We start from the raw sequence: 21,549 nt of genomic DNA, 5'->3' as shown, positions 1-21,549 counted from the left end.
ACCCATGGCTGAGACCAACGCGGCAGCGACCGCCGAGCAGGTGGCGGCCGCATACGAGGACAACAAGCTGGCCCAGGTGCTGTACCACGACTGGGAGGCGCGCAGCTACGACGACAAGTGGTCGATCTCGTTCGACCGCCGCTGCATGGACTACGCCCGCGAGCGGTTCGAGGCGATCACCGGCCTGCCCGATCCCCTGCCGTATGGCACCGCCCTCGAGCTCGGCGCGGGCACCGGCTTCTTCTCGCTGAACCTCAAGCAGGCGGGTGTGCTGGACCAGGTCCACGTCACCGACCTGTCCCCGGGGATGGTCGAGGCAGCGCAGGCCAACGCCGACAGGCTGGGCTTCCGCGTCCAGGGCAGGGTCGCCGATGCAGAGCGAATTCCCTACGACGACAACACCTTCGACGTCGTGGTGGGGCATGCGGTGATCCACCACATCCCCGACGTCGAGGCAGCCTTCCGCGAGATGTTGCGCGTCCTCAAGCCCGGTGGCCGGTTCGTCGTCGCCGGTGAGCCGACGCGGATCGGCGACTGGTACGCCCGCCGGTTGGGCCGTATCACCTGGGCGGCGGCAACCCGCATCACCCACCTGCCGACGCTGCGCGAACGCTGGGCCAAAGAGCAGGAGCAGCTGGACGAGTCCTCCCGGGCCGCCGCCCTGGAGGCCGTCGTCGACCTGCACACCTTCGATCCCGACGAGCTGGCGCGGATGGCCCTGCGGGCGGGCGCGGTCGACGTGCGCACCAAGACGGAGGAGCTCACTGCCGCCTTCCTCGGCTGGCCGGTGCGCACGTTCGAGGCGGCCGTGAAACCGGGAGTGCTGGGCTGGGGCTGGGCGAGGTTCGCGTTCGGGTCCTGGCAACGGCTCTCGGCGGTCGACCGCGCGCTCTCCAGGGTCGTCCCCTCCCGGTTCTACTACAACGTCGGGATCACCGGCGTGAAGCCGAGTTGACGTCGGCGGCCGACGCCGACATGTCGCCCGCCGACCACGGCGAGCGCGCTCCGTGGGGGCTTCCGCGGCCGATGGCGTGGCTGCGGTGGGTGGCGTGGGCGGTCCGCAACCGCGCCTTCACCCGCCACCACCTGTTGAGCTACCTGAGGATGGCCCGGGCGAGTGCGCGGTACCCGTCGCTGCGGTTCGAGGGCCCGTGCTTCATAGGCCCCGACGTGCGCTTCGAGGTGCGTGAGGGCTATGCGCGGATGGTGGTGGGCGCCTACACCCACTTCGGCGCCCATGCCAGGGTGCGCGCACATGAGGGGACTCTACGCATCGGCAGCAAGTCGGTCATCGGCATCAGGACGACGGTCAACTGCTGGCTGGACATCGTGATCGGCGACACCTGCCTGTTCGGGGACGACGTCTACGTCTGCGACTTCGACCACGTCACCACCTCGACGCACGTGCCGGTCAAGGACCAGGGCATCGTGAAGTCTCCGGTGCGGATCGGCGACGACGTGTGGCTCGGCACCAAGGTGGTCGTCACGCGCGGAACCGACCTGGGGGACCACTGCGTCGTCGCGGCGGCCGCCGTGGCGCGTGGCGTCTACCCGCCCAAGTCGGTCGTGGCCGGCATACCCGGCAAGGTCGTCAAGACCCGGAGCTGAGCCGGGCATCCAGCGACGCGAAGGCGCCGTCGCGCGCCGCCAGACGCGCGGACTCGGCCGCTGCATCGTCGCGTCGTCCGTCCTCGATGAGCTGGGCGAGCACGTGAAACTCCTTGCGATGCAACACAGCCCGTCGCTCCGCATAGTCCACCGACTGGCCGCGGGTCACGAGGAACGCCCAGTCGCTGGACAACGCGTGGAAGAGGGAGGTCAGCAGCTGGTCGAGGTCGGGCCGGCGCGCGCCGAGCCGGCCGGCGGCACCCTCGCGCGTCATCAGGTCCACCCAACGGCGCTGCATCCAGTCGTTCTCGTAGGCGATCTGGCGCACACGCGGACCGTCCCACACCGAGAAGTCCTTGCCCGCACCCCACGAGCCCGGTCCGAGGTCGAGCTCGCCCGCCACGTGACCGGCCTCGAGGGCCTTCTGCACCGTGGTCACGGTCACGCCGGCCTCGCGCAGCGCGCGGACTGCGTGGCCGAGGAACTCCGGACCCTCGTGCCACCAGTGCCCGAAGAGCTCGGTGTCGTAGGCGGCGACGACGAGGGCAGGTGCCCCGGTCCGGTCGTAGGCGCCACGGAGCCGCGCGGTCACGGCCTCGACGAAGTGGTGGGCGTCGCGGCGCACCTGCACCGAGGCGGCAGCCGGGTGGTAGGGCTGCTTGCGCGTCACGTCGACATCGGCTTCGGTCACAGCCCACAGTCGTATGCCGGTCTGTTCCTCGCGAGCATGGAAGTCGCGGTACGCACCGGCGGCCGGATAACCGGTGCGGGACGACCAGATCAGGTTGGTGACCTCGAGGTCACGAGGCACGGCGACCACCGAGGTACCGGCGACCCGCCAGGCGCCGTGCGGATGCCCTCCGGCGTCACGCACCGTCTGCTCGTCGACCACGAAGTGACCCACGCCGGCCTTCTCGAAGGCAGTGGCGAGCCCGGGAGCCCAGCCGCACTCGGGGGACCAGATGCCGCTCGGGCGCGCGCCCAGCCGCCAGCTGCTGTCAGTCAGCCCACACGCCAGGGCGGCACGGACGAGCTCGGGCCGGAGCAGGGGTAGGAGTGGGTGTGCCGCGGGACCACCGAGCAGCTCGACGACCCCAGCGTCCCGAAGGGAGCGGAAGACGGGCGACCCGCCGGCAGCCCAGCGGTCGGCGAGCAGGGTCTGCGCCCGTACGGCCGCGGCATACTCCCTGCCGGCCGCGTCACGGCGGTCCGGGTCGGGGTCGAACCCGAGCTCGCGGGCCCGCTGCTCCCACAGCCCCGCCCAGGTGGTCACATCCCTGCGCATGCGTGGGTGGTCGAGCTGGGCGGCGAGCACGGGCGTGACGCCGAGGGTGAGGACGTCTCGGTGTCCCTCAGCCGCAAGGGAGTCCAGCTCGGCGACGAGGGGCAGATAGGACTCGACCCAGGCCTGGAACAGCCACTCCTCGCCGACCGGCCAGACCCCGTGGCCCGGCAGCCAGGGGAGGTGGGAGTGCAGGACGAGGCAGAACGTGCCCGGCACGGGTGCAGTCACGAGAGGCCAGTCTGCCGTGTGCGCACCGTCACCCGCTCGGCGGGCCGTGGTGAGCGTCACGCGGTGCCGACATGTCGATTGTGGGTGGGGGCTGTAAGGATGGCACCTGACCTCAGTTCGATCCCTACCTGGAAGAGGACGATCAGCGCATGAACATCGTCGTCTGCGTGAAGTACGTGCCGGACGCACAGTCCGACCGCACGTTCAACGACTCCGACAACACCACCGACCGGGTGGGTGTCGACGGCCTGCTGTCCGAGCTCGACGAGTACGCGGTCGAGGAGGCCCTCAAGCTGGTCGAGGCCGGCGAGGGCGAGGTCACCGTCGTGACCGTGGGCCCCGACCAGGCTGCCGACGCGGTGAAGAAGGCCCTGCAGATGGGCGCTGACAAGGCCATCCATGTCAACGACGAGGCGATCCACGGCTCCGATGCCATCGCCACCTCGCTGGTGCTGGCCGAGGCCGTCAAGAAGGTCGGCCCGGCCGATCTGGTCATCACCGGCATGGCGTCCACCGACGGCACCATGAGCGTCGTGCCGGCCATGCTCGCCGAGCGTCTCGGGCTGCCGCAGGTGACCCTGGCCTCCGAGCTCACGGTCGACGGCTCCACGGTGACGATCCGCCGCGACGGCGACGCCGCCTCGGAGACGATCGTCGCCTCGCTGCCGGCGCTGGTGTCGGTGACCGACCAGATCAACGAGCCGCGCTACCCCTCCTTCAAGGGCATCATGGCCGCGAAGAAGAAGCCGGTCGAGACCTGGTCGCTGTCCGACCTGGGCGTCGACCCCTCGCAGGTGGGCCTCGACGCCGCCTGGACCAAGGTCACCTCGTTCACCAAGCGCCCGCCGCGCCAGCAGGGTCAGATCGTCACCGACGAAGGCGACGGTGGCACCAAGCTCGCCGAGTTCCTGTCCGCGCAGAAGTTCGTCTGAGCCCTGCCGCTCAGGCAAGCAGAGAAGAGAGTTCCTGTCATGGCTGAAGTACTCGTGCTGGTCGACCACGCGAACGGCACCGTTCGCAAGACCACCTCTGAGCTGTTGACCATCGCCCGCCGTCTGGGCGAGCCGTCCGCCGTGTTCGTCGGCGACGGCTTCGAGGCCGCCAAGGAGACGCTGGCCAAGTACGGCGCGGAGAAGGTCTACCGCGTCGAGTCGGCCGACGTCACCGACTACCTCGTGGCGCCCCAGGCCGAGCTGCTCGCCCAGCTGGTCGAGAAGACCTCGCCGGCCGCCGTCCTCATCCCGAGCAACGCCGCCGGCAAGGAGATCGCCGCGCGGCTGGCGATCAAGACCGAGTCCGGGCTGATCACCGACGCGGTGGACGTCCAGGCCGGCGAGGGTGGCGGTGTCGCCACCACCCAGTCGGTGTTCGCGGGCTCCTACTCGGTGCAGGCGACGGTCACCAAGGGCACGCCGATCGTCACCGTCAAGCCCAACTCCGCCGCACCCGAGGAGGCTGCAGGCGCGGCCGCCGACGAGGTGTTCGAGGTGGCGGTCTCCGACGCCGCCAAGGGCGCCAAGGTGACCGAGTCCAAGCCCAAGACGGCCACGGGCCGCCCCGAGCTCACCGAGGCCGCGATCGTGGTCTCCGGTGGTCGCGGCACCGGTGGCGACTTCTCCAAGGTGGAGGACTTCGCCGACTCCCTCGGCGCTGCCGTGGGTGCGTCCCGGGCGGCGGTCGACGCCGGCTGGTACCCCCACACCAGCCAGGTGGGCCAGACCGGCAAGCAGGTCTCGCCCCAGCTCTATGTCGCCTGCGGCATCTCCGGCGCCATCCAGCACCGTGCCGGCATGCAGACGTCCAAGACCATCGTGGCCATCAACAAGGACGAGGAGGCCCCGATCTTCGAGCTCGTCGACTTCGGTGTCGTGGGCGACCTCTTCCAGGTGCTCCCGCAGGCCACCGAGGCGGTCAAGGCCGCCAAGGGCTGACCTCCTCCCGTCTGCCGCGAACGCGGCATACCCAGCGAACGCCCCGGACCACACCGTGGTCCGGGGCGTTCGCTGTGCAGTTGACGCGTAAACTTTCCGGGTGCCTGCCTACCTCGACCACGCCGCCACCACGCCGATGCTCCCGGCGGCCCGCGCGGCGATGACCCGGCAGCTCGCCATCACCGGCAACGCCTCGTCCCTGCACACGTCCGGACGGCAGGCCCGACGGACCGTCGAGGAGGCGAGGGAGCGTCTGGCCAAGGCGATCGGAGCGCGCCCCTCCGAGGTCGTGTTCACCTCAGGGGGCACCGAGTCTGACAACCTCGCCGTCGCAGGCACGTTCGCCGCGCGGCGTGAGGCCGACCCGGCCCGCAACCGCATCGTCTCCAGCTCCATCGAGCACCACGCCATCCTCGACTGCATCGAGCACCTCGTCGCCCACGAGGGCGCCAAGGTCACCTGGGTGGACCCCACCGCCGACGGTGTCGTCACGGTCGCGGGCCTGCGGGCGGCGATCGAGGCCGACCCCGACTCGGTGGCCCTGGTGACCGTGATGTGGGCCAACAACGAGGTGGGCACGGTGCAGCCGGTCGCCGAGCTCGCCGCCGTCGCGCGCGAGTTCGGCATCCCGTTCCACACCGATGCCGTGCAGGCCGCCGGTCATGTCCCCGTCGACTTCGCCGCCAGTGGGGCCGACCTGATGACCATCACTGGCCACAAGGTCGGCGGGCCGTTGGGAGTCGGGGCTCTCGTGGTGCGACGCGACGTCGTCCTGGTTCCTCAGAGCTTCGGCGGTGGCCAGGAGCGTCAGATCCGCAGCGGCACGCTGGACGTGCCGGCGATCCTGGCCTTCGCGGTCGCGGTCGAGGAGTCGACCCGACTGCTCGAGTCCGAGTGCACGCGACTGGTCGCCTTGCGTGACCGGCTGATCCGGTCCGCACTCGACCTCGGCTACGACATCACGGTGGGGGGCGCGTGGGAGCCCGGCGACGGCATACACCGGCTGCCGGGCAACGCCCACCTGCTCGTGCCGGGCTGTGAGGGTGACTCCCTCCTCTACCTGCTGGACGCGGCCGGCGTGGAGTGCTCGACCGGCTCCGCCTGTCAGGCGGGGGTCCCCCGGCCCTCGCACGTGCTGCTGGCCATGGGCATCCCCGAGCGAGCGGCTCGAGGCGCGCTCCGGCTGACCCTGGGTCACACGTCCACGGACGCCGATGTCGATGCCGCCCTGGCCGCTCTCCCCGCCGCCATCGAGCGGGCGCGGCGGGCCAGCGGGGTCGCGAGCTGATGCGGGTCGTCGCCGCCATGTCCGGCGGGGTCGACTCGGCCGTGGCGGCCGGACGCATGCTCGACGCCGGGCACGAGGTGGTGGGCGTGCATCTCGCCCTGTCGCAGAGCGCCGCCACCCTGCGCGAGTCGGCCCGTGGCTGCTGCACGATCGAGGACGCCGGGGACGCGCGCCGCGTGGCCGACATGCTCGGGATCCCCTTCTACGTCTGGGACATGGCGGCGCGGTTCAAGCGCGACGTCATGGAGGACTTCGTCGCCGAGTACTCCGCCGGGCGCACTCCCAACCCGTGCCTGCGCTGCAACGAGAAGATCAAGTTCTCCGCGCTGCTCGACAAGGCGGTGGCGCTCGGTTTCGACGCCGTGGCGACGGGCCACTACGCCCAGGTGGTGACCCGCGACGGGGGCGCTCGAGAGCTGCATCGCGCAGTCGACCCCGCCAAGGACCAGTCCTACGTCCTGGGCGTGCTCGACGCCGACCAGCTGGCTCGGGCCCACTTCCCGCTGGGCGACACCACGAAGCCCGAGATCCGGGCAGAGGCCAAGGCCCGTGGGTTCTACGTCGCGAGCAAGCCCGACTCTCACGACATCTGCTTCATCGCCGACGGTGACACCAAGCGTTGGCTCACCGACCGGCTGGGGGAGCAGCCCGGCGAGATCGTCGACGCGACGTCGGGCACGGTGGTGGGCTCGCATTCGGGCGCCTACGCCTACACCGTCGGCCAGCGTCGAGGGCTCGGGCTGGACCGGGCGTCGCTGGATGCCGAGCCGCGCTATGTCGTCGGCGTCGACGCGGTCGCCAACCGCGTCGTCATCGGTACCGGGGACCTCCTGGGCGTGAACGCGCTCAGGGGTGACCACGCGCGGTGGTGCGGGGCCGCTCCGGAGGGCGTCGTCGCGCTCGGCGCGCAGGTGCGTGCCCACGGCGAGGAGGTGCCAGCGCAGGCGTGGGCGGAGGGCGACGAGGTGCAGGTCCGGCTGGCGTCGCGGCTGCGCGGGGTGGCGCCGGGGCAGTCGGTGGTGCTGTATGACGGGACGCGGGTGGTCGGCTCGGCCACGATCGCGTCGGCCTGGCTCGAGCGCTGACCGTGGCTCGAGCGATGGCCGTGGTGCGTGAGCGGGCACTGGTCCTCGGGGGCGGCGGGTCCGCCGGCAATGCCTGGGAGATCGGCGTGATCGCCGGCTTGTTCGACGCCGGGCTCGATGTGACCGAGGCCGACCTGGTCGTCGGAACCTCGTCGGGGTCCACGACCGCGGCACAGGTGATGAGCGGACCCCGCCCGACCGAGCTCCTTGCCGCCGTTCTCGAGGCCGGGCCTCAGGCCCCGAACGGGGCACCTGGGGCGCGCGGGGCCCGCGGGGTGTCCGAGCACATCGAGCGGACGAACGCCATCATCCGTGCTGCGACGGACGCGGCCGATATGCGCCGCAGGATGGGTGCCGCGGCGCTGGACCAGGGTGCGGGGTCGGACGACTCGGCTCGAGCGCAGCGGCGCGCCCTCGTCGCAGCACGCCTGCCCAGCCCGGACTGGCCGCAGCGGCCGCTGCTCGTCGTGGCGGTCGATGCCCACACCGGCGAACCGGCCGTGTTCGACCGTCACAGCGGAGTCGACCTGGTGGACGCCGTCGTCGCCAGCACCGCCGGGCCCGGGGCACCCGGCTACCGGATCGGCGACAGCCGGTACATCGACGGCGGCTACCGGCGCAACGAGAACGCCGACCTGGCTGCCGGATCCGCACGGGTGCTCGTGCTCTCGCCCTTCGGCGGCAGGACCCGGCATCCGCTGGAGTGGGGGCTTCAGCTGGCCAGCCAGGTGGAGGAGCTCCGGGCCGATGGCAGCAGGGTCGAGACGGTCTTCCCGGACAGCAGCTCGCTCGAGGCGTTCGGCGACAACGTGATGGACCCGTCGACGCGTCCGCCCGCAGCTCGGGCCGGGTTCGCGCAGGGGCACGCCCTGGCTGAGCAGCTGACCGAGCTCTGGCGCTGACCGGGTTCGCGACGGTCACGGGCTGTCGGTGGGCCCGGCTAGGCTCGGCCCGTGGCTCGCGCAACTGGCATCGGATCCCTGCCCGGCACCGATATCCGCGAGGCGCTGCGGGGGGTCCGCGACATCCTCGGCGACGGGCACCTGCCCTACCTGCCCGAGCTGCCGGCCCGCGGTCCCGGTTCGGACCTGCTCGGTCGGGCGGCGGGGATGCTGGTGGACCTGCACGTGGACCTGCAGCCCGGTGGGTGGCGTTTCGTCGAGCGTCCCGGACGTGACGCGGGGCGCACCAGCGGTCTCCTGCGACAGGATCTCGACGAGCTCGCCGAGGCGTTCGACGGCTACGCCGGTGAGCTCAAGCTCCAGTGCGCCGGCCCCTGGACCCTCGCGGCCGGCGTCGAGCTGACCCGGGGAGAGAAGTCGTTGTCCGACCAGGGCGCCGTGCGCGACCTGGTCGGATCCCTGGCCGAGGGGGTGCGTCAGCACCTGGCCGAGGTCCAGCGCCTGGTGCCGTCGGCCAGCCTCGTGCTCCAGCTCGACGAGCCCTCGCTGCCTGCGGTCCTGGCGGGGCGGCTCCCGACCGTCTCCGGCTATGGCCATCTGCGCGCCGTCGACCCGCAGACCGTCGCCGACGGCCTGCGTGAGGTGCTCGCGGCCGCGACCGACGCCGCGGCGACCGTCGTCCACTGCTGCGACCCCGGCATACCGCTGCCGTTGCTCCGCGCGACTGGCGTGGGGGCGGTGTCGTTCGACACCACCGCGCTGAAGCCGCAGCGTTGGGAGTCCGTGGCGGCGACGGTCGAGCAGGGGGTCGCACTGTGGGCCGGGTGCCTGCCTACCGACGGCAGCGGCACCGCGCGGGCGGCGGCCGAGCTGGTGGCGCGGGGGTGGCACGACGCCGGTCTGCCGGTCGCCGCCTTGGCCGACCTGGTCGCCACCCCGACGTGTGGCCTCCCCGGACTCACACCGGAGGGTGCCTGGCGCGTTCAACGCGCAGCGGTCGACGTGGCCGCGGAATGGTCCGAGCGAGCAGAGAGTTGACCGCACCATGAGCAGCGTTGCCACCCGTGATCGCGTCGCGCAGACGCCGTCCACCACCAGGGTGCCGTGGCAGGTGAAGTACCTGCTGTTGGCCCTGATCTGGGGTTCGAGCTTCCTACTGATGAAGGTCGGACTGCGGACCATGGCACCCCTGCAGATCTCGAGTCTGCGCATCTTCGCCGGTACGGCCACGTTGCTGTCGTTGCTGGCCGCCACCGGTGGCCGGCTGCCCCGCGAGCCACGCGTCTGGGGGCACCTGGCCGTGTCCGGGGTGTTCCTCACCGCACTGCCGTTCAGCCTGTTCGCGGCGGGGGAGGAGCGCGTGTCCTCGGCGCTCGCGGGCATCGGCAATGCCACCACCCCCCTCGCGGCCGTCTTCTTCGCCCTGGCCCTGCTGCCGAGCGACCGGCTGTCGCCACGCAAGCTGGCGGCCGTCGTCATCGGCTTCGTCGGGGTGGTCGTCATCATGCAGCCGTGGGCGTCGGCGGGTCGTCCTGACCTGCTCGGCTTCGGCATGACCCTCGTGGCCGGCGCCTGCTACGGGCTGGGGTGGACCTACAACCGCCGGTACCTCGGGCACGCGGACCTGGGCGGTCTCTCGATGCCCACGGCCCTGCTCCTGGTGGGGTCGGCCCTGATGGTGCCCGTGGTCCTTTTTTGGTGGCTGCTCCACCGGTCCGCTTATGCCGCCCCGTGGTCCGGGCACGCGGACACCGGTCAGGGTGGTGTCCTGCTGCCCCTGGTCTGCGTGCTCGTCCTCGGCGTCGTGGGCACAGGCCTCGCCTACATGCTGCAGTTCGACGTGGTCCGCGGTGCCGGTGCCACCGTGAGCACGACCGTCACCTACCTCATCCCCGTGGTGTCGGTCATCCTGGGTGTGCTGGTCCTGCACGAGCACCTGGCTTGGCCGCAGCTGCTCGGCGCGGTGATCGTGCTCGTCTCGGCGGTCGTCATCGGCCTGCCGGCTCGTCGTCCCCGACCCGCCGCCTGACGCGCGGCTCGGGCTGCTCAGGAGCCGGTCGGCGCGTGCACCTCGCGGCGCAGGATCTTGCCGGTTGCGCCCTTGGGCAGCTCGTCGACCTGCCACAGGTGCCGTGGGTACTTGTAGGCGGCGATGCGCTCCTTGACGTAGGCCTTCACGTCGTCCAGCGACGCCGTGGCTCCGGGGCGCAGCGCCACCGCCGCGCCCACCTCCTCGCCGAGTAGCTCGTCCGGGACGGCGACGACAGCGGCCTCCAGCACGTCGGGGTGCGTATAGAGCACCTCCTCGACCTCCCGCGGGTACACGTTCATGCCGCCGCGCAGGATCATGTCCTTCTTGCGGTCGACGATGGTGAAGTAGCCCTCGTCGTCCATGGTGGCGAGGTCGCCGGTGCGGAACCAACCGTCCGGGATCGCCTCCGCCGTGGCCTCCGGGTTGTCCCAGTAACCCTTCATGACGTTGTCGCCGCGGATCGCGATCTCGCCGACGCCCTCGCCCGGCGGGACGTCGTTGCCCTCGAGGTCCACGAGCTTCATCTCGCACCCGGGGATGGCCACGCCGATGGTGCCGGGCTTGCGCTCGCGGTCGGGCATGTTGAACGACGCGACCGGCGAGGTCTCCGACAGGCCGTAGCCCTCGAGGATGACGCAGCCGAACTTCTCTTCGAACGCCTTCATGACCTCCAGGGGCATGGCCGAGCCGCCGGAGCAGCACGTGCGCAGTGAGCTGGTGTCAAGTGAGTCCGAGTCGGGGTGGTTCAGGATGGCGGCATACATCGTCGGCACGCCCATCATGATGGTGACCTTCTCGGCGCCGATGACCTTGATCGCCTCGGCGGGGTCGAACCGAGGGATGAGGGCGAGCGACGCACCGGAGATCACTGCAGCGTTGAGCCCCACCACGAGCCCGAACACGTGGAACAGCGGCAGGCAGCCCATCACCACGTCCTGCGGACCGGTCTGCTGGATCTCGACGGCGCTGCGGTAGGCGTTGAGGTGGATGTTGCGATGGGTCAGCTCGGCTCCCTTGGGGCGGCCCGTGGTGCCCGAGGTGTAGAGCACGATCGCGGTGTCCTCGTCGTCGCGCTCGACCGGCTCAGCGATCGGCTCACCCTCGTCGAGAGCGCCTGCCTCGGGGCCGAGCACGCCGCAGGTGACGATCCGGGTGCCCGAGCGCTCGGCGCCGGCCGTGGCCTCCGCGACGAAGTCAGGCCACACGAAGGCCACCTTGGCCCCGGAGTTGCTGAAGAAGAAGTCGATCTCGCCGGCCTTGAGCAGCGGGTTCATCGGGACGACGATGGCGCCCGCCAACAGCGAGCCGAAGAACACCACCGGGAAGGCCGGCACGTTGGGCAGGATGATCGCCACCCGGTCGCCCGGCTCGATGCCCGCGGCTCGCAGCTGTCCGGCCACCGTGGCCGCCATGGCCGAGAGCTGGGCATAGCTGAGGTCCTGGCCGTGGAACTTGATGGCCGGCGCGTCGGGCTGCTTCCGAGCGGTCTCGACCAGGTTGGTGGCCAGGTTCGTCATCGTTGACTCCACTTCTGCGAGGAACGGGCTTGGGGCGTTGGCGTCATCCTCCCTGGTCATCCCCTGGTTGGCTATGGATCACCGGATTTCGGTATGCCGCGGGCCGTCAGTGGGGTGCGGCAGGATGGCCCCGTGAGTGAGATCGTGTCGAGCACCGTCCCGCAGCAGGTCCGCCACGAGTGGACAGAGATCGCCGAGCAGGCCAGCGCAGCGCAGTTCGCCTATCACGTCAAGGATGCCCCGACCATCAGCGACGGCGAGTACGACGGCCTGATCCGACGGCTCAACAGCCTCGAGGAGGAGTACCCCGAGCTGCGCACGCCCGAGAGCCCCACCCAGCAGGTGGGGGGCGCGGTGTTCTCCACCGACTTCCAGGCGGTCGACCACCTGGAGCGGATGCTCAGCCTCGACAACTGCTTCTCGCCCGAGGAGCTGGCCCAATGGGCGGCGCGGGTCACCCGCGACGCGGGCACGGCGGCATACCACTATCTGTGCGAGCTCAAGATCGACGGTCTGGCCGTGAACCTGCTCTACGAGCGGGGCCGGCTGACCCGGGCCCTGACCCGCGGCGACGGCCGAACAGGCGAGGACGTCACCCACAACGTGCGCACGATCGAGGGCGTGCCCCACCAGCTCGCCGGGTCGGGCCACCCGGCCACGGTCGAGATCCGGGGCGAGGTCTTCTTCCCCCTCGAGGGGTTCGCCGAGCTCAACGCGGCACTGGTCGAGGCGGGCAAGGCGCCCTTCGCGAACCCTCGCAACTCGGCGGCCGGATCGTTGCGCCAGAAGGACCCCCGCGTCACCGCGAGCCGCCCACTGCACATGCTCGTGCACGGCATCGGCTACCACGAGGGGTTCGAGCTGACCCGGCAGTCGCAGGCCTACGAGAAGCTGCGCGAGTGGGGGCTGCCGATCTCGACGCACTTCCGGGTGGTGGACACCATCGACGAGGTCCAGGAGTTCGTCCGCTACTTCGGCGAGCACCGCCACAGCGTCGAGCACGAGCTCGACGGGATCGTGGTCAAGGTCGACGAGGTGGCCGTGCAGCGCCAGCTCGGCTCCACGTCGCGGGCCCCGCGCTGGGCGATCGCCTACAAGTACCCGCCCGAGGAGGTCAACACCACGCTCCTCGATATCCAGGTCAACGTCGGTCGCACCGGTCGGGTCACACCGTTCGGCGTGATGCAGCCGGTCGTGGTGGCCGGCTCGACCGTCGAGCGGGCCACCTTGCACAACGCGGACGAGGTGCGGCGCAAGGGCGTGCTCATCGGCGACACCGTGGTGCTGCGCAAGGCCGGCGACGTGATCCCCGAGATCCTTGGACCGGTCGTCGACCTCCGGGACGGCACCGAGCGGGAGTTCGTGATGCCGACGCACTGCCCGTCGTGCGGCACGGCTCTGCGCCCCGAGAAGGAGGGCGACAAGGACATCCGCTGCCCCAACTCGCGCACCTGCCCCTCCCAGCTGCGCGAGCGGCTCGCGGGGCTGGCCGGGCGCGGCGCCTTCGACATCGAGGCGCTGGGCTGGGAGGGCGCGACGGCACTGCTCGACTCCGGGGTGCTCGAGGACGAGAGCGGCCTGTTCGGTTTGGGGGAGCAGGACATCGCGCAGGTCCCGCTGTTCACCCGCGCCGCGAAGAAGACCGACCCTGCCGATGCCGTCGTCGATGGGCGGGTGCTGTCGGCCAACGGACGGCGGCTCGTCGCCAACCTGGCCCAGGCCAAGACCCAGCCGCTGTGGCGGGTGCTCGTCGCGTTGTCGATCCGCCACGTCGGGCCCACGGCTGCGCGCGCCCTGGCCCAGCACTTCGGCTCGATGGACGCGATCCGCGAGGCGAGCCGCGACGAGCTCGCCGGGGTCGAGGGCGTGGGCGGGGTCATCGCCGACGCGGTCCGTGAGTGGTTCGACGCGCCGGACAACGCCTGGCATCTGCGCATCGTCGACCAGTGGGCGGCCGACGGGGTCGTCATGCGGGACGAGCGTGACACCTCCGTGGACCAGACCCTGGCCGGACTGACGGTCGTCGTGACCGGCTCGCTGGAGGGGTTCTCGCGCGACTCGGCCAAGGAGGCGATCCTGGCCAGGGGGGGCAAGGCCTCCGGATCGGTGTCGAAGAACACCGACTACGTCGTCGTCGGCGAGAATGCCGGGTCCAAGGAGGACAAGGCCCGCGAGCTGGGTCGGCCCATCCTCGACGAGGCCGGGTTCCGCCGGCTGCTGGAGACCGGCGAGGCTGAGCCTCTGCCGGCGACCGGCGAGGGATAGCCCGGCCGGCGACCGCCGACCGGCGAGGCCTAGCCTCGGACGGCGGGTCGCCCCTCGCGCAGCGCCGCGCTCGCCTCGTCGATGATCGAGGTCATCGCCGCGAAGGCGGCGGGGCCGTCGCCCGACTGGACCGCCTCTGCTACGTCGGCATGGAGCCGGACGGCCACCGGGTTGGGCCGCGCGGGCATCAGGTGGTGATGGGTCCGGCCGGCCAGCACCTCGGCGACAACGTTGTGCAGGGCCGCGAGCATCTCGTTTCCGGAGGCCTCGAGCATGGTGCGATGGAAGACGGTGTCCGCCTCGAGGTACGCCTCGAGGTCGCCGGCCTTGGCATGGATGGACATCTGCATCACTGCGCCCGTCATCGCCCCGCACTGCTCGGGAGTGGCTCGCTCCGCGGCGAGCGATGCGGCCACCGGTTCGAAGCCACGCCGCAGCTCGCCGAGCGACAGCAGCTGCTCCTCGCGGTCAGGGCCGTCGAGACGCCAGCGGATGACCCGCGGGTCGAAGACGTTCCAGTCGGGCCGGGGGCGGACCCGCACGCCGAGGCGCCGCCGAGTCTCCACGAGGCCCATCGACTCCAGGACGCGCACCGCCTCGCGCACGACCGAGCGGGACACGCCATACGTCTCGTCGAGCTGGTCGATACGCAGGATGGCGCCCACGGGCGAAGCGCCCGACACGATGTCGTGCCCGAGGGCGTCGAGCACCGAGGCGTGCAGGCCGCCGGGGTGACCGGCCGCACCACCGTCCCCGAGCCGGGGCGGCGGGGGAGCGTCGGGGGTCGCGGGGCTGGCGGGGAGCATGGGGTCAAGCGTGCCAGAGGTGCCATCTGAGGCGGCGGCCGGGAAAGAAATCATATTTATTTCTACTGACCTCTTGATAAGACAGGTCTGAGAGGGCACTCTGTTCCGAGCGACTCGATGAGGAGTACTCGAGCCGGACGAAGGAGTCTCGGAAGCATGCACGAAAGTCCACCACCCCTGGTTGTCGTGATGGGGGTGTCCGGCTCGGGGAAGACCACGGTCGGTGCCGCCCTGGCGCAGCGCCTCGGCGTCCCGTTCGCGGACGCCGACGACTTCCACCCCGAGGCCAACATCGCCAAGATGTCGGCCGGCATCCCGCTGGACGACGAGGACCGCCGGCCCTGGCTCGAGGCCATCGCGCAGTGGCTCGCCTCGCATGCCGCGTCGGGCGGGGTCGCCAGCTGCTCGGCGCTCAAGCGCTCCTACCGCGACATCCTCACGACCTCAGCGCCCGAGACCTTCTTCCTGCACCTGCATGGCGACCGTGACGTGCTCGCGTCCCGGGTCGCAGCCCGTCCGGCCCACTTCATGCCGGCCGCGCTGATCGACAGCCAGTTCGCCACGCTCGAGCCCCTCCAGGCCGACGAGCGCGGCGCCACCCTCGACGTCTCGCATTCCATCGACGACCTGGTCGACCAGTCCGTCACCCTCCTCACCGCGAAAGGCGGAGTCTCCGCATGACCCCCGACCTGTTCTCCCTCCTGCACCCCGCCTTGGCGGCTGCCAGCACACCGGCGATCCCGGCGGCACGGCTCGTCCCGGCGGCGCTGCTGGGCATCGCCGTCATCGTGTTGCTCATCACGCGCTTCAAGGTCCACCCCTTCCTCAGCCTCACGATCGGCTCACTGGTGGTCGGAGCGGTCGCCGGCGTGCAGCTGTCGTCCGTCGTGGACAGCTACACCAAGGGCTTTGGTGCCACGGCTGCGAGCGTCGGCACCCTGATCGCCCTCGGCGCGATGTTCGGCAAGCTGCTGGCTGACTCAGGTGGTGCGGACGAGATCGTCGACACCATTGTCGGTCGCTCGAGCGCGCGCACCCTGCCGTGGGCCATGGCCCTGGTCGGCGCGATCATCGGCCTGCCGATGTTCTTCGAGATCGGCCTCGTGCTCCTCATGCCGGTCATCTTCCTCGTGGCCCGCCGCTCCGGCCTGTCGGTGATCAAGGTGGGCATCCCGGCCCTCGCGGGTCTCTCCGCCATGCACGGGCTCGTCCCGCCGCACCCCGGTCCGCTCGTGGCCATCGACGCCCTCAAGGCCAACCTCGGCCTCACCCTCGGCCTCGGTGTCCTCGTCGCCGTCCCGACCGTGGCCATCGCCGGCCCGCTCTTCGCCCGGTTCGCCGGTCGCTGGGTCGACGTCCCCGCCCCGGCGATGTACGAAACCCGTGAGAACGCCCTCGACCCTCGCCCCTCCTTCGGACTGACCCTGTTCGCGGTGCTCACCCCCGTCGTGCTCATGCTCGGCAAGGCAGTCGCGGACATCCTCGAGGGCAAGGACGCCCCCGTCCGGGTGGTCCTGGACTTCGTCGGCACGCCCCTGATCGCCCTGCTCATCGCCGTCATCGTCGGCATGTTCACCCTGGGCCGCGGTGCGCGCATGGGCACCAAGGAGCTCGCGAAGTCGCTCGAGCAGTCGCTCCCGCCGATCGCCGGCATCATCCTCATCGTGGCGGCCGGTGGCGGTTTCAAGCAGACCCTGGTCGACACCGGCGTGGGCAAGGTCGTCGCCACGTGGGTCCAGGGCAGCGGCCTGTCCGTGCTCCTGCTCGCCTGGCTCGTCGCCGTGCTCATCCGACTGGCCACCGGATCGGCCACGGTGGCCACGGTCACCGCGTCGGGCATCCTCGCGCCGCTGGCCTCGGGCATGGCCCCTGCCCACGTGTCGCTGCTCGTCCTGGCGATCGGTGCCGGGTCGGTGTTCTTCTCGCACGTCAACGACGCAGGCTTCTGGCTGGTCAAGGAGTACTTCGGCCTGAGCGTCGGCCAGACGATCAAGTCGTGGTCGCTCATGGAGACTGTGCTCTCCGTGACCGGTCTGGTGTTCGTGCTCCTGCTCGGCCTCGTGGTCTGAGCGGACCCGACACCCCATCGACGGCGGGTATGCCGCGCGGCCAGGCCGCGCGGCATACCCGCTTGTCTTTTGTGCGCGACACGGGCGGCCCGGTTGGATCCGCCGGTGAACTAGGCTTGACCCTCGTGGCAACCGACTTCCAGCAAGAGATCAAGACCCTGCGCGCGACGATGGACTCGGTGCGCGAGGTGACCGACCTCGACACCCTCCAGGCCCGCATCAAGGACCTGGAGGAGAAGTCCGGCGCGCCAGACCTCTGGGACGACCCTGAGCAGGCCCAGCAGGTGACCTCCGCCCTGTCGCGCGCCAACGCCGAGTACGAGCGGGTCACGGGGATGGACTCGCGCATCGACGACCTCGAGACGCTGGTCGAGATGGGCACGGAGGACGGCGGCGACGCCGAGACGATGGCCGAGGCCGAGCGCGAGCTGGCCTCGCTGCAGAAGGCCGTGGCCGAGCTCGAGGTGCGGACGCTGCTGTCGGGGGAGTACGACGAGCGCGAGGCGGTCGTGACGATCCGCTCCGGCGCCGGTGGGGTCGACGCCGCGGACTTCGCGGAGATGCTCATGCGGATGTATCTGCGCTGGGCTGAGCGGCACGGCTACCCGACCAAGGTCATGGACACCTCCTATGCGGAGGAGGCCGGGCTGAAGTCGGCCACCTTCGAGGTGAACGTCCCGTATGCCTTCGGCAACCTCTCCGTCGAGGCGGGCACCCACCGTCTGGTCCGGATCAGCCCCTTCGACAACCAGGGACGCCGCCAGACGAGCTTCGCCGCCGTCGAGGTGATCCCGCTCATCGAGCAGACCGACCACATCGAGATCCCCGAGAACGAGATCAAGGTCGACGTGTTCCGCTCGTCCGGCCCGGGTGGACAGAGCGTCAACACCACCGACTCGGCCGTGCGGATGACCCACATCCCCACCGGGATCGTGGTCTCCATGCAGAACGAGAAGTCCCAGATCCAGAACCGCGCGGCCGCCCTGCGCGTCCTGCAGTCCCGCCTCCTCCTGCAGCGTCAGGCCGAGGAGGCCGCCGAGCGCAAGGAGATGGCCGGCGACGTCAAGGCCAGCTGGGGCGACCAGATGCGCTCCTACGTCCTGCAGCCGTACCAGATGGTCAAGGACCTGCGCACCGAGTTCGAGGTGGGTAACCCCTCTGCGGTGTTCGACGGCGACATCGACGGCTTCCTCGAGGCTGGGGTGCGCTGGCGCAAGGAGCAGCAGAAGGCCGCTCAGGGCTGAGTGAGCTGAGCAGCCCGAGCAAGGCCGACGGCCGGTCTCGAGGGCCGCGCAACGCCGAGAAGGTGCCGCTGCGCGGCATACCAAGGTTCCTTACCTATCCTCGGGTGCGGCGTGCGTGCACCACGGCGTGCGTCCGTCTGCCGCCCCTGCCCCCGCCCGTAAGGCTCAGTCCCCGCGCATGATTCGGTTCGAGAACGTCAGCAAGGTCTATCCCCGGTCCTCCCGGCCGGCGCTGAGCGACATCACCCTCGACGTCGAGCGAGGCGAGTTCGTCTTCGTCGTGGGCGCCTCCGGGTCGGGCAAGTCCACGCTGCTGCGCCTGGTCCTCAAGGAGGAGCGCGCCACCCAGGGGACGGTCCTCGTCGCCGGCCAGGAGGTCGGCAAGCTGCCGCAGCGCAAGGTCCCGCGCCTGCGCCGCGAGATCGGCACGGTCTTCCAGGACTTCCGCCTGCTGCCCAACAAGACGGTCTACCAGAACGTCGCGTTCGCCCTTCAGGTGCTCGGTCGCTCGTCCCATGCGATCCGCCAGGTCGTGCCGGAGACCTTGGAGATGGTGGGTCTGGAAGGCAAGGAGAAGCGGCTGCCCCACGAGCTCTCCGGTGGTGAGCAGCAACGGGTCGCTATCGCCCGGGCGTTCGTCAACAAGCCGCCGATCCTGCTGTGCGACGAGCCCACCGGCAACCTCGACCCCACGACGAGCCTCGACATCGTGCGGCTGCTCGACCGGATCAACCGCACCGGCACCACCATCGTCATGGCCACCCACGACGACGACATCGTGAACCAGCTGCGCAAGCGAGTCGTCGAGCTCAAGTCCGGTCACATCATTCGCGACGAGAACAAGGGCGTCTACGGCAGCGGTCGCTGACCCGACCTCTGCCTGTCACCGGCCCCCACGCTTCGGAAGAGACCCACCCCATGCGACTGCAGTTCATGCTCGGCGAGATCTGGACCGGCCTGCGCCGGAACCTGTCCATCGCCGTCTCCGTCATGCTCGTCACCACCGTGTCCCTCTATCTGCTGGGCCTCGGGCTCCTGGCCCAGCGCGAGGTCGACACCCTCAAGGGCTACTGGTACGACCGCATCCAGGTGTCGATCTTCATGTGTGGCCCTGACGCGCCTGAACCCAACTGCGCAGGCAAGGCGATCACCGAGCAGCAGAAGGCCTCCCTCAAGGCTCAGCTGGACCAGATGCGGCCGCTGGTGAAGAACGTCTACTACGAGTCGGAGCAGCAGGCCTACGACCGGTTCCAGGAGCAGTTCCGCAACAGCCCTCTCGCGAGCAACATCCGCGTCGGCGACATCCCGCAGAGCTTCCGCGTCCAGCTGTCCGACCCCACGAAGTACGACGTCGTGGTGAGCGCCTTCCAAGGCGCACCGGGGGTGGGCAGGGTCCAGGACCAGCAGAAGACGCTGGACAAGCTGTTCAAGGTGATGAACGGCGTGACGGTGGCCTCGTTGGTCCTGGCGTTCATCATGATCATCTGTGCGGTGCTGCTGATGGTCACGACGATCCGGCAGGCGGCGTTCACCCGGCGGCGCGAGACCGGGATCATGAAGCTCGTCGGCGCCTCGAACCTGACGATCCGGCTGCCGTTCGTCATGGAGATCGTCCTGGCCACGCTCATCGGTGTGGGCGCGGCCATCGGGCTGCTCTGGTCCACCACCCAGTTCCTCGTCGCTCCGTACGTCGTCAAGGTCCTTCCGGACGTGCCACTGGTCGGCATCAGCGACGTCTGGCTCATCTCGCCCTATCTGGCGGGCCTGATGCTCGTCATTGCCATCAGCACCTCGTGGGTCACGCTCTGGCGCTACCTGCGCGTCTGACTCGCTCGTGTCACTCCCGGGATACCCGTGAGGTCTGTGTTACCAATGAGGTCTATGAGCGCGAACTCCCCGCGGCAGCGGCGCCACGCGGGCCTGGCCTTCCTGTGTTCGGTCCTGGTGGTGAGCTCCGGGGCTGTGAGCAGCGCGTATGCCGGCCAGCTCGCGGGGGAGCCCGGGCTGAGCTCGGCGGCCCCCTCGGCCACCGATCCCGGCCAGGCCAAGCAGCAGGTGGACCGCGAGATCCAGGCGCTGCAGGGCCAGCTCGAGGACGTCGGAGCCAGCCTGGCCAAGGCCTACATCGCCCTGCGCCGCACCCAGGCCGCCCTGCCCGTCGCGCAGCTGGCGCTCGACCGCGCCACCGCGGCGGTGAACAAGGCCGATGTCTACAACAGCGAGATGACGGTGCAGCTCGACGTCGCCCAGGCCAACGAGGCGCGAGCCGTCGACGAGCTGACCGCCACCCGGGACCGGCTGGCGGCGACCCGGGTACGCGTGGCGGGCTTCGCCGCCCAGCTCTACCAGGACCAGGGGATGGGTCAGCTGTCCGTCGCGCTGAGCGCCACGACACCGGAGGACTTCGCCAACCGCATCGCCATGAACGACACGGTGATCAGCGTCCAGAACCAGTCGCTGACCACGTTGGCCACTGCCTCGGCGGCCGCCACCGCCGAGGAGGCCCACCTCGCCGCCCTGCAGGCCGACGTGGCCGCCGCCAAGAGGGCCGCGGAGGCAGCCTTGGCCCGCGCCCAGGCGGCTCGGGCCAGCGCGGCTGCCGCGCAGCAGAAGCTCGAGGCGCTCGCCGCCCAGCAGGTGGCCCAGTCCAAGGCCCTGGCCGCCCAGAAGGTCGTCGAGCAGAAGCAGCTCGCCGCCGCCCAGAAGGTGCAGGCCCAGCTCCAGGCCCAGCTCGTCGCCCGAGCCAAGGCCGCCCGCGCCGCTGCGGCCCGGCGCGCCGCCGCGTTGCGGGCAACCGGCCGCAGTGTGCCATCCGGGCCGATGACCTCGACCGGCTTCCTCTCGCGGCCGTCCGACGGCTGGATCTCCTCCGAGTTCGGCATGCGCTTCCATCCGATCCTGCACATCTGGCGGCTGCACGCCGGCCGCGACTTCGCCGCCGCCTGCGGCACACCGATCCGGGCTGCTGCCGACGGCCAGATCATCTCGGCCGGAGTCGTCAGCGGCTACGGCAACCGCATCGAGATCGACCACGGCATGGTGCGGGGGGTCGACCTCGTCACGACCTACAACCACATGGAGCGGTTCGCGGTGACGAGCGGCTTCGTCCACCGCGGTCAGGTCATCGGCTACGTCGGCACCACCGGGGAGTCGACCGGCTGCCACCTGCACTTCGAGACCTACGAGGACGGCATACCGAGGGACCCGCGCCGCTGGCTGTGAGCCGTCGACGAAACCGGCTGGCCGGGATACCCGGGTCAACAGGTACCGTTGCATCGCGTGGGCGCAC

General features: G+C 70.6%; 19 protein-coding genes. 16 read left to right on the top strand and 3 right to left on the bottom strand.

Annotated features, from left to right (window positions below; all coding sequences use genetic code 11):
• The first annotated feature begins 4 nt into the window (after positions 1–4).
• Positions 5–955, top strand: coding sequence for a methyltransferase domain-containing protein (locus VGN50_RS04095; RefSeq protein ID WP_327443378.1), 951 nt, complete (start codon positions 5–7; stop codon positions 953–955).
• Positions 952–1,608, top strand: a complete 657-nt coding sequence (locus VGN50_RS04090; protein WP_327443377.1) for an acyltransferase — start codon at positions 952–954, stop codon at positions 1,606–1,608. The genes VGN50_RS04095 and VGN50_RS04090 overlap by 4 nt, the downstream gene beginning before the upstream one ends.
• Here VGN50_RS04090 and VGN50_RS04085 read toward each other — a convergent pair.
• Positions 1,592–3,121: a 1,4-alpha-glucan branching protein domain-containing protein gene (locus VGN50_RS04085; protein WP_327443376.1), complete on the bottom strand. Its 1,530-nt coding sequence runs from the start codon at positions 3,119–3,121 to the stop codon at positions 1,592–1,594. The genes VGN50_RS04090 and VGN50_RS04085 overlap by 17 nt on opposite strands.
• A gap of 149 nt (positions 3,122–3,270) precedes the next feature.
• Here VGN50_RS04085 and VGN50_RS04080 point away from each other — a divergent pair, with 149 nt between their 5' ends.
• From VGN50_RS04080 to VGN50_RS04050, 7 genes are all read left to right on the top strand, one after another.
• Complete coding sequence (locus VGN50_RS04080) at positions 3,271–4,053, top strand: electron transfer flavoprotein subunit beta/FixA family protein (protein WP_327443375.1); 783 nt, start codon at positions 3,271–3,273, stop codon at positions 4,051–4,053.
• Positions 4,054–4,092: 39 nt separating this feature from the next.
• On the top strand, positions 4,093–5,052 hold the full coding sequence (locus VGN50_RS04075) for an electron transfer flavoprotein subunit alpha/FixB family protein (RefSeq protein WP_327443374.1): 960 nt from the start codon (positions 4,093–4,095) through the stop codon (positions 5,050–5,052).
• A gap of 100 nt (positions 5,053–5,152) precedes the next feature.
• A complete protein-coding gene (locus VGN50_RS04070; protein WP_327443373.1) occupies positions 5,153–6,340 on the top strand; it encodes a cysteine desulfurase family protein in 1,188 nt (395 codons plus the stop codon).
• On the top strand, positions 6,340–7,425 hold the full coding sequence (gene mnmA, locus VGN50_RS04065; protein WP_327443372.1) for a tRNA 2-thiouridine(34) synthase MnmA: 1,086 nt from the start codon (positions 6,340–6,342) through the stop codon (positions 7,423–7,425). The genes VGN50_RS04070 and mnmA overlap by 1 nt, the downstream gene beginning before the upstream one ends.
• Before the next feature lie 14 nt (positions 7,426–7,439).
• Positions 7,440–8,327 carry a patatin-like phospholipase family protein gene (locus VGN50_RS04060; protein WP_327443371.1) on the top strand — a complete coding sequence of 296 codons (888 nt, stop codon included), beginning with the start codon at positions 7,440–7,442 and terminating at the stop codon, positions 8,325–8,327.
• A gap of 51 nt (positions 8,328–8,378) precedes the next feature.
• Positions 8,379–9,365 (top strand): methionine synthase, encoded by a 987-nt coding sequence (locus tag VGN50_RS04055; protein WP_327443370.1) that lies wholly within the window; start codon positions 8,379–8,381, stop codon positions 9,363–9,365.
• A 7-nt stretch (positions 9,366–9,372) separates the two neighbouring features.
• Positions 9,373–10,356, top strand: coding sequence for a DMT family transporter (locus tag VGN50_RS04050; protein ID WP_327443369.1), 984 nt, complete (start codon positions 9,373–9,375; stop codon positions 10,354–10,356).
• Positions 10,357–10,373: 17 nt separating this feature from the next.
• Here VGN50_RS04050 and VGN50_RS04045 read toward each other — a convergent pair whose 3' ends face one another.
• The gene (locus VGN50_RS04045) at positions 10,374–11,876 is read right to left on the bottom strand and encodes a long-chain fatty acid--CoA ligase (protein ID WP_327443368.1); all 1,503 of its coding nucleotides are present in this window, start codon (positions 11,874–11,876) and stop codon (positions 10,374–10,376) included.
• A 93-nt stretch (positions 11,877–11,969) separates the two neighbouring features.
• Here VGN50_RS04045 and ligA point away from each other — a divergent pair, with 93 nt between their 5' ends.
• The gene (gene ligA, locus VGN50_RS04040; protein ID WP_327443367.1) at positions 11,970–14,141 is read left to right on the top strand and encodes an NAD-dependent DNA ligase LigA; all 2,172 of its coding nucleotides are present in this window, start codon (positions 11,970–11,972) and stop codon (positions 14,139–14,141) included.
• Positions 14,142–14,170: 29 nt separating this feature from the next.
• On the opposite strand, the gene VGN50_RS04035 is transcribed toward ligA, so the two are convergent.
• The gene (locus VGN50_RS04035; RefSeq protein ID WP_327443366.1) at positions 14,171–14,947 is read right to left on the bottom strand and encodes a FadR/GntR family transcriptional regulator; all 777 of its coding nucleotides are present in this window, start codon (positions 14,945–14,947) and stop codon (positions 14,171–14,173) included.
• A 156-nt stretch (positions 14,948–15,103) separates the two neighbouring features.
• Between VGN50_RS04035 and VGN50_RS04030 the strand changes: the two genes are divergently transcribed.
• The 6 genes from VGN50_RS04030 (at position 15,104) to VGN50_RS04005 (ending at position 21,482) form a co-directional block, all read left to right on the top strand.
• Positions 15,104–15,628, top strand: coding sequence for a gluconokinase (locus tag VGN50_RS04030; protein WP_327443365.1), 525 nt, complete (start codon positions 15,104–15,106; stop codon positions 15,626–15,628).
• The gene (locus tag VGN50_RS04025; RefSeq protein ID WP_327443364.1) at positions 15,625–17,016 is read left to right on the top strand and encodes a gluconate:H+ symporter; all 1,392 of its coding nucleotides are present in this window, start codon (positions 15,625–15,627) and stop codon (positions 17,014–17,016) included. The genes VGN50_RS04030 and VGN50_RS04025 overlap by 4 nt, the downstream gene beginning before the upstream one ends.
• A 125-nt stretch (positions 17,017–17,141) precedes the next feature.
• Positions 17,142–18,260: a peptide chain release factor 2 gene (prfB, locus tag VGN50_RS04020; RefSeq protein ID WP_327443363.1), complete on the top strand. Its 1,119-nt coding sequence runs from the start codon at positions 17,142–17,144 to the stop codon at positions 18,258–18,260.
• A 178-nt stretch (positions 18,261–18,438) separates the two neighbouring features.
• On the top strand, positions 18,439–19,128 hold the full coding sequence (gene ftsE / locus VGN50_RS04015) for a cell division ATP-binding protein FtsE (protein WP_327443362.1): 690 nt from the start codon (positions 18,439–18,441) through the stop codon (positions 19,126–19,128).
• A gap of 50 nt (positions 19,129–19,178) precedes the next feature.
• On the top strand, positions 19,179–20,087 hold the full coding sequence (gene ftsX / locus VGN50_RS04010) for a permease-like cell division protein FtsX (RefSeq protein WP_327443360.1): 909 nt from the start codon (positions 19,179–19,181) through the stop codon (positions 20,085–20,087).
• Positions 20,088–20,141: 54 nt separating this feature from the next.
• Positions 20,142–21,482 carry a peptidoglycan DD-metalloendopeptidase family protein gene (locus VGN50_RS04005; protein WP_327443358.1) on the top strand — a complete coding sequence of 447 codons (1,341 nt, stop codon included), beginning with the start codon at positions 20,142–20,144 and terminating at the stop codon, positions 21,480–21,482.
• The last annotated feature ends 67 nt before the right edge of the window (positions 21,483–21,549 follow it).

This window comes from Pedococcus sp. (assembly GCF_036000045.1).
Lineage (GTDB): Bacteria > Actinomycetota > Actinomycetes > Actinomycetales > Dermatophilaceae > Pedococcus.
This window is presented reverse-complemented; position numbering and strand designations above follow the sequence as displayed.

Excerpts from the sequence above, each read along its gene's own strand:
- VGN50_RS04095 (WP_327443378.1), top strand. The coding sequence starts at position 5 with ATGGCTGAGACCAACGCGGCAGCGACCGCCGAGCAGGTGGCGGCCGCA.
- VGN50_RS04080 (WP_327443375.1), top strand. The coding sequence starts at position 3,271 with ATGAACATCGTCGTCTGCGTGAAGTACGTGCCGGACGCACAGTCCGAC.
- VGN50_RS04075 (WP_327443374.1), top strand. The coding sequence starts at position 4,093 with ATGGCTGAAGTACTCGTGCTGGTCGACCACGCGAACGGCACCGTTCGC.
- mnmA (WP_327443372.1), top strand. The coding sequence starts at position 6,340 with ATGCGGGTCGTCGCCGCCATGTCCGGCGGGGTCGACTCGGCCGTGGCG.
- VGN50_RS04060 (WP_327443371.1), top strand. The coding sequence starts at position 7,440 with ATGGCCGTGGTGCGTGAGCGGGCACTGGTCCTCGGGGGCGGCGGGTCC.
- VGN50_RS04050 (WP_327443369.1), top strand. The coding sequence starts at position 9,373 with ATGAGCAGCGTTGCCACCCGTGATCGCGTCGCGCAGACGCCGTCCACC.
- VGN50_RS04045 (WP_327443368.1), bottom strand. The coding sequence starts at position 11,876 with ATGACGAACCTGGCCACCAACCTGGTCGAGACCGCTCGGAAGCAGCCC.
- ligA (WP_327443367.1), top strand. The coding sequence starts at position 11,970 with ATGCCGCGGGCCGTCAGTGGGGTGCGGCAGGATGGCCCCGTGAGTGAG.
- VGN50_RS04035 (WP_327443366.1), bottom strand. The coding sequence starts at position 14,947 with ATGCTCCCCGCCAGCCCCGCGACCCCCGACGCTCCCCCGCCGCCCCGG.
- VGN50_RS04030 (WP_327443365.1), top strand. The coding sequence starts at position 15,104 with ATGCACGAAAGTCCACCACCCCTGGTTGTCGTGATGGGGGTGTCCGGC.
- VGN50_RS04025 (WP_327443364.1), top strand. The coding sequence starts at position 15,625 with ATGACCCCCGACCTGTTCTCCCTCCTGCACCCCGCCTTGGCGGCTGCC.
- ftsE (WP_327443362.1), top strand. The coding sequence starts at position 18,439 with ATGATTCGGTTCGAGAACGTCAGCAAGGTCTATCCCCGGTCCTCCCGG.
- ftsX (WP_327443360.1), top strand. The coding sequence starts at position 19,179 with ATGCGACTGCAGTTCATGCTCGGCGAGATCTGGACCGGCCTGCGCCGG.
- VGN50_RS04005 (WP_327443358.1), top strand. The coding sequence starts at position 20,142 with ATGAGCGCGAACTCCCCGCGGCAGCGGCGCCACGCGGGCCTGGCCTTC.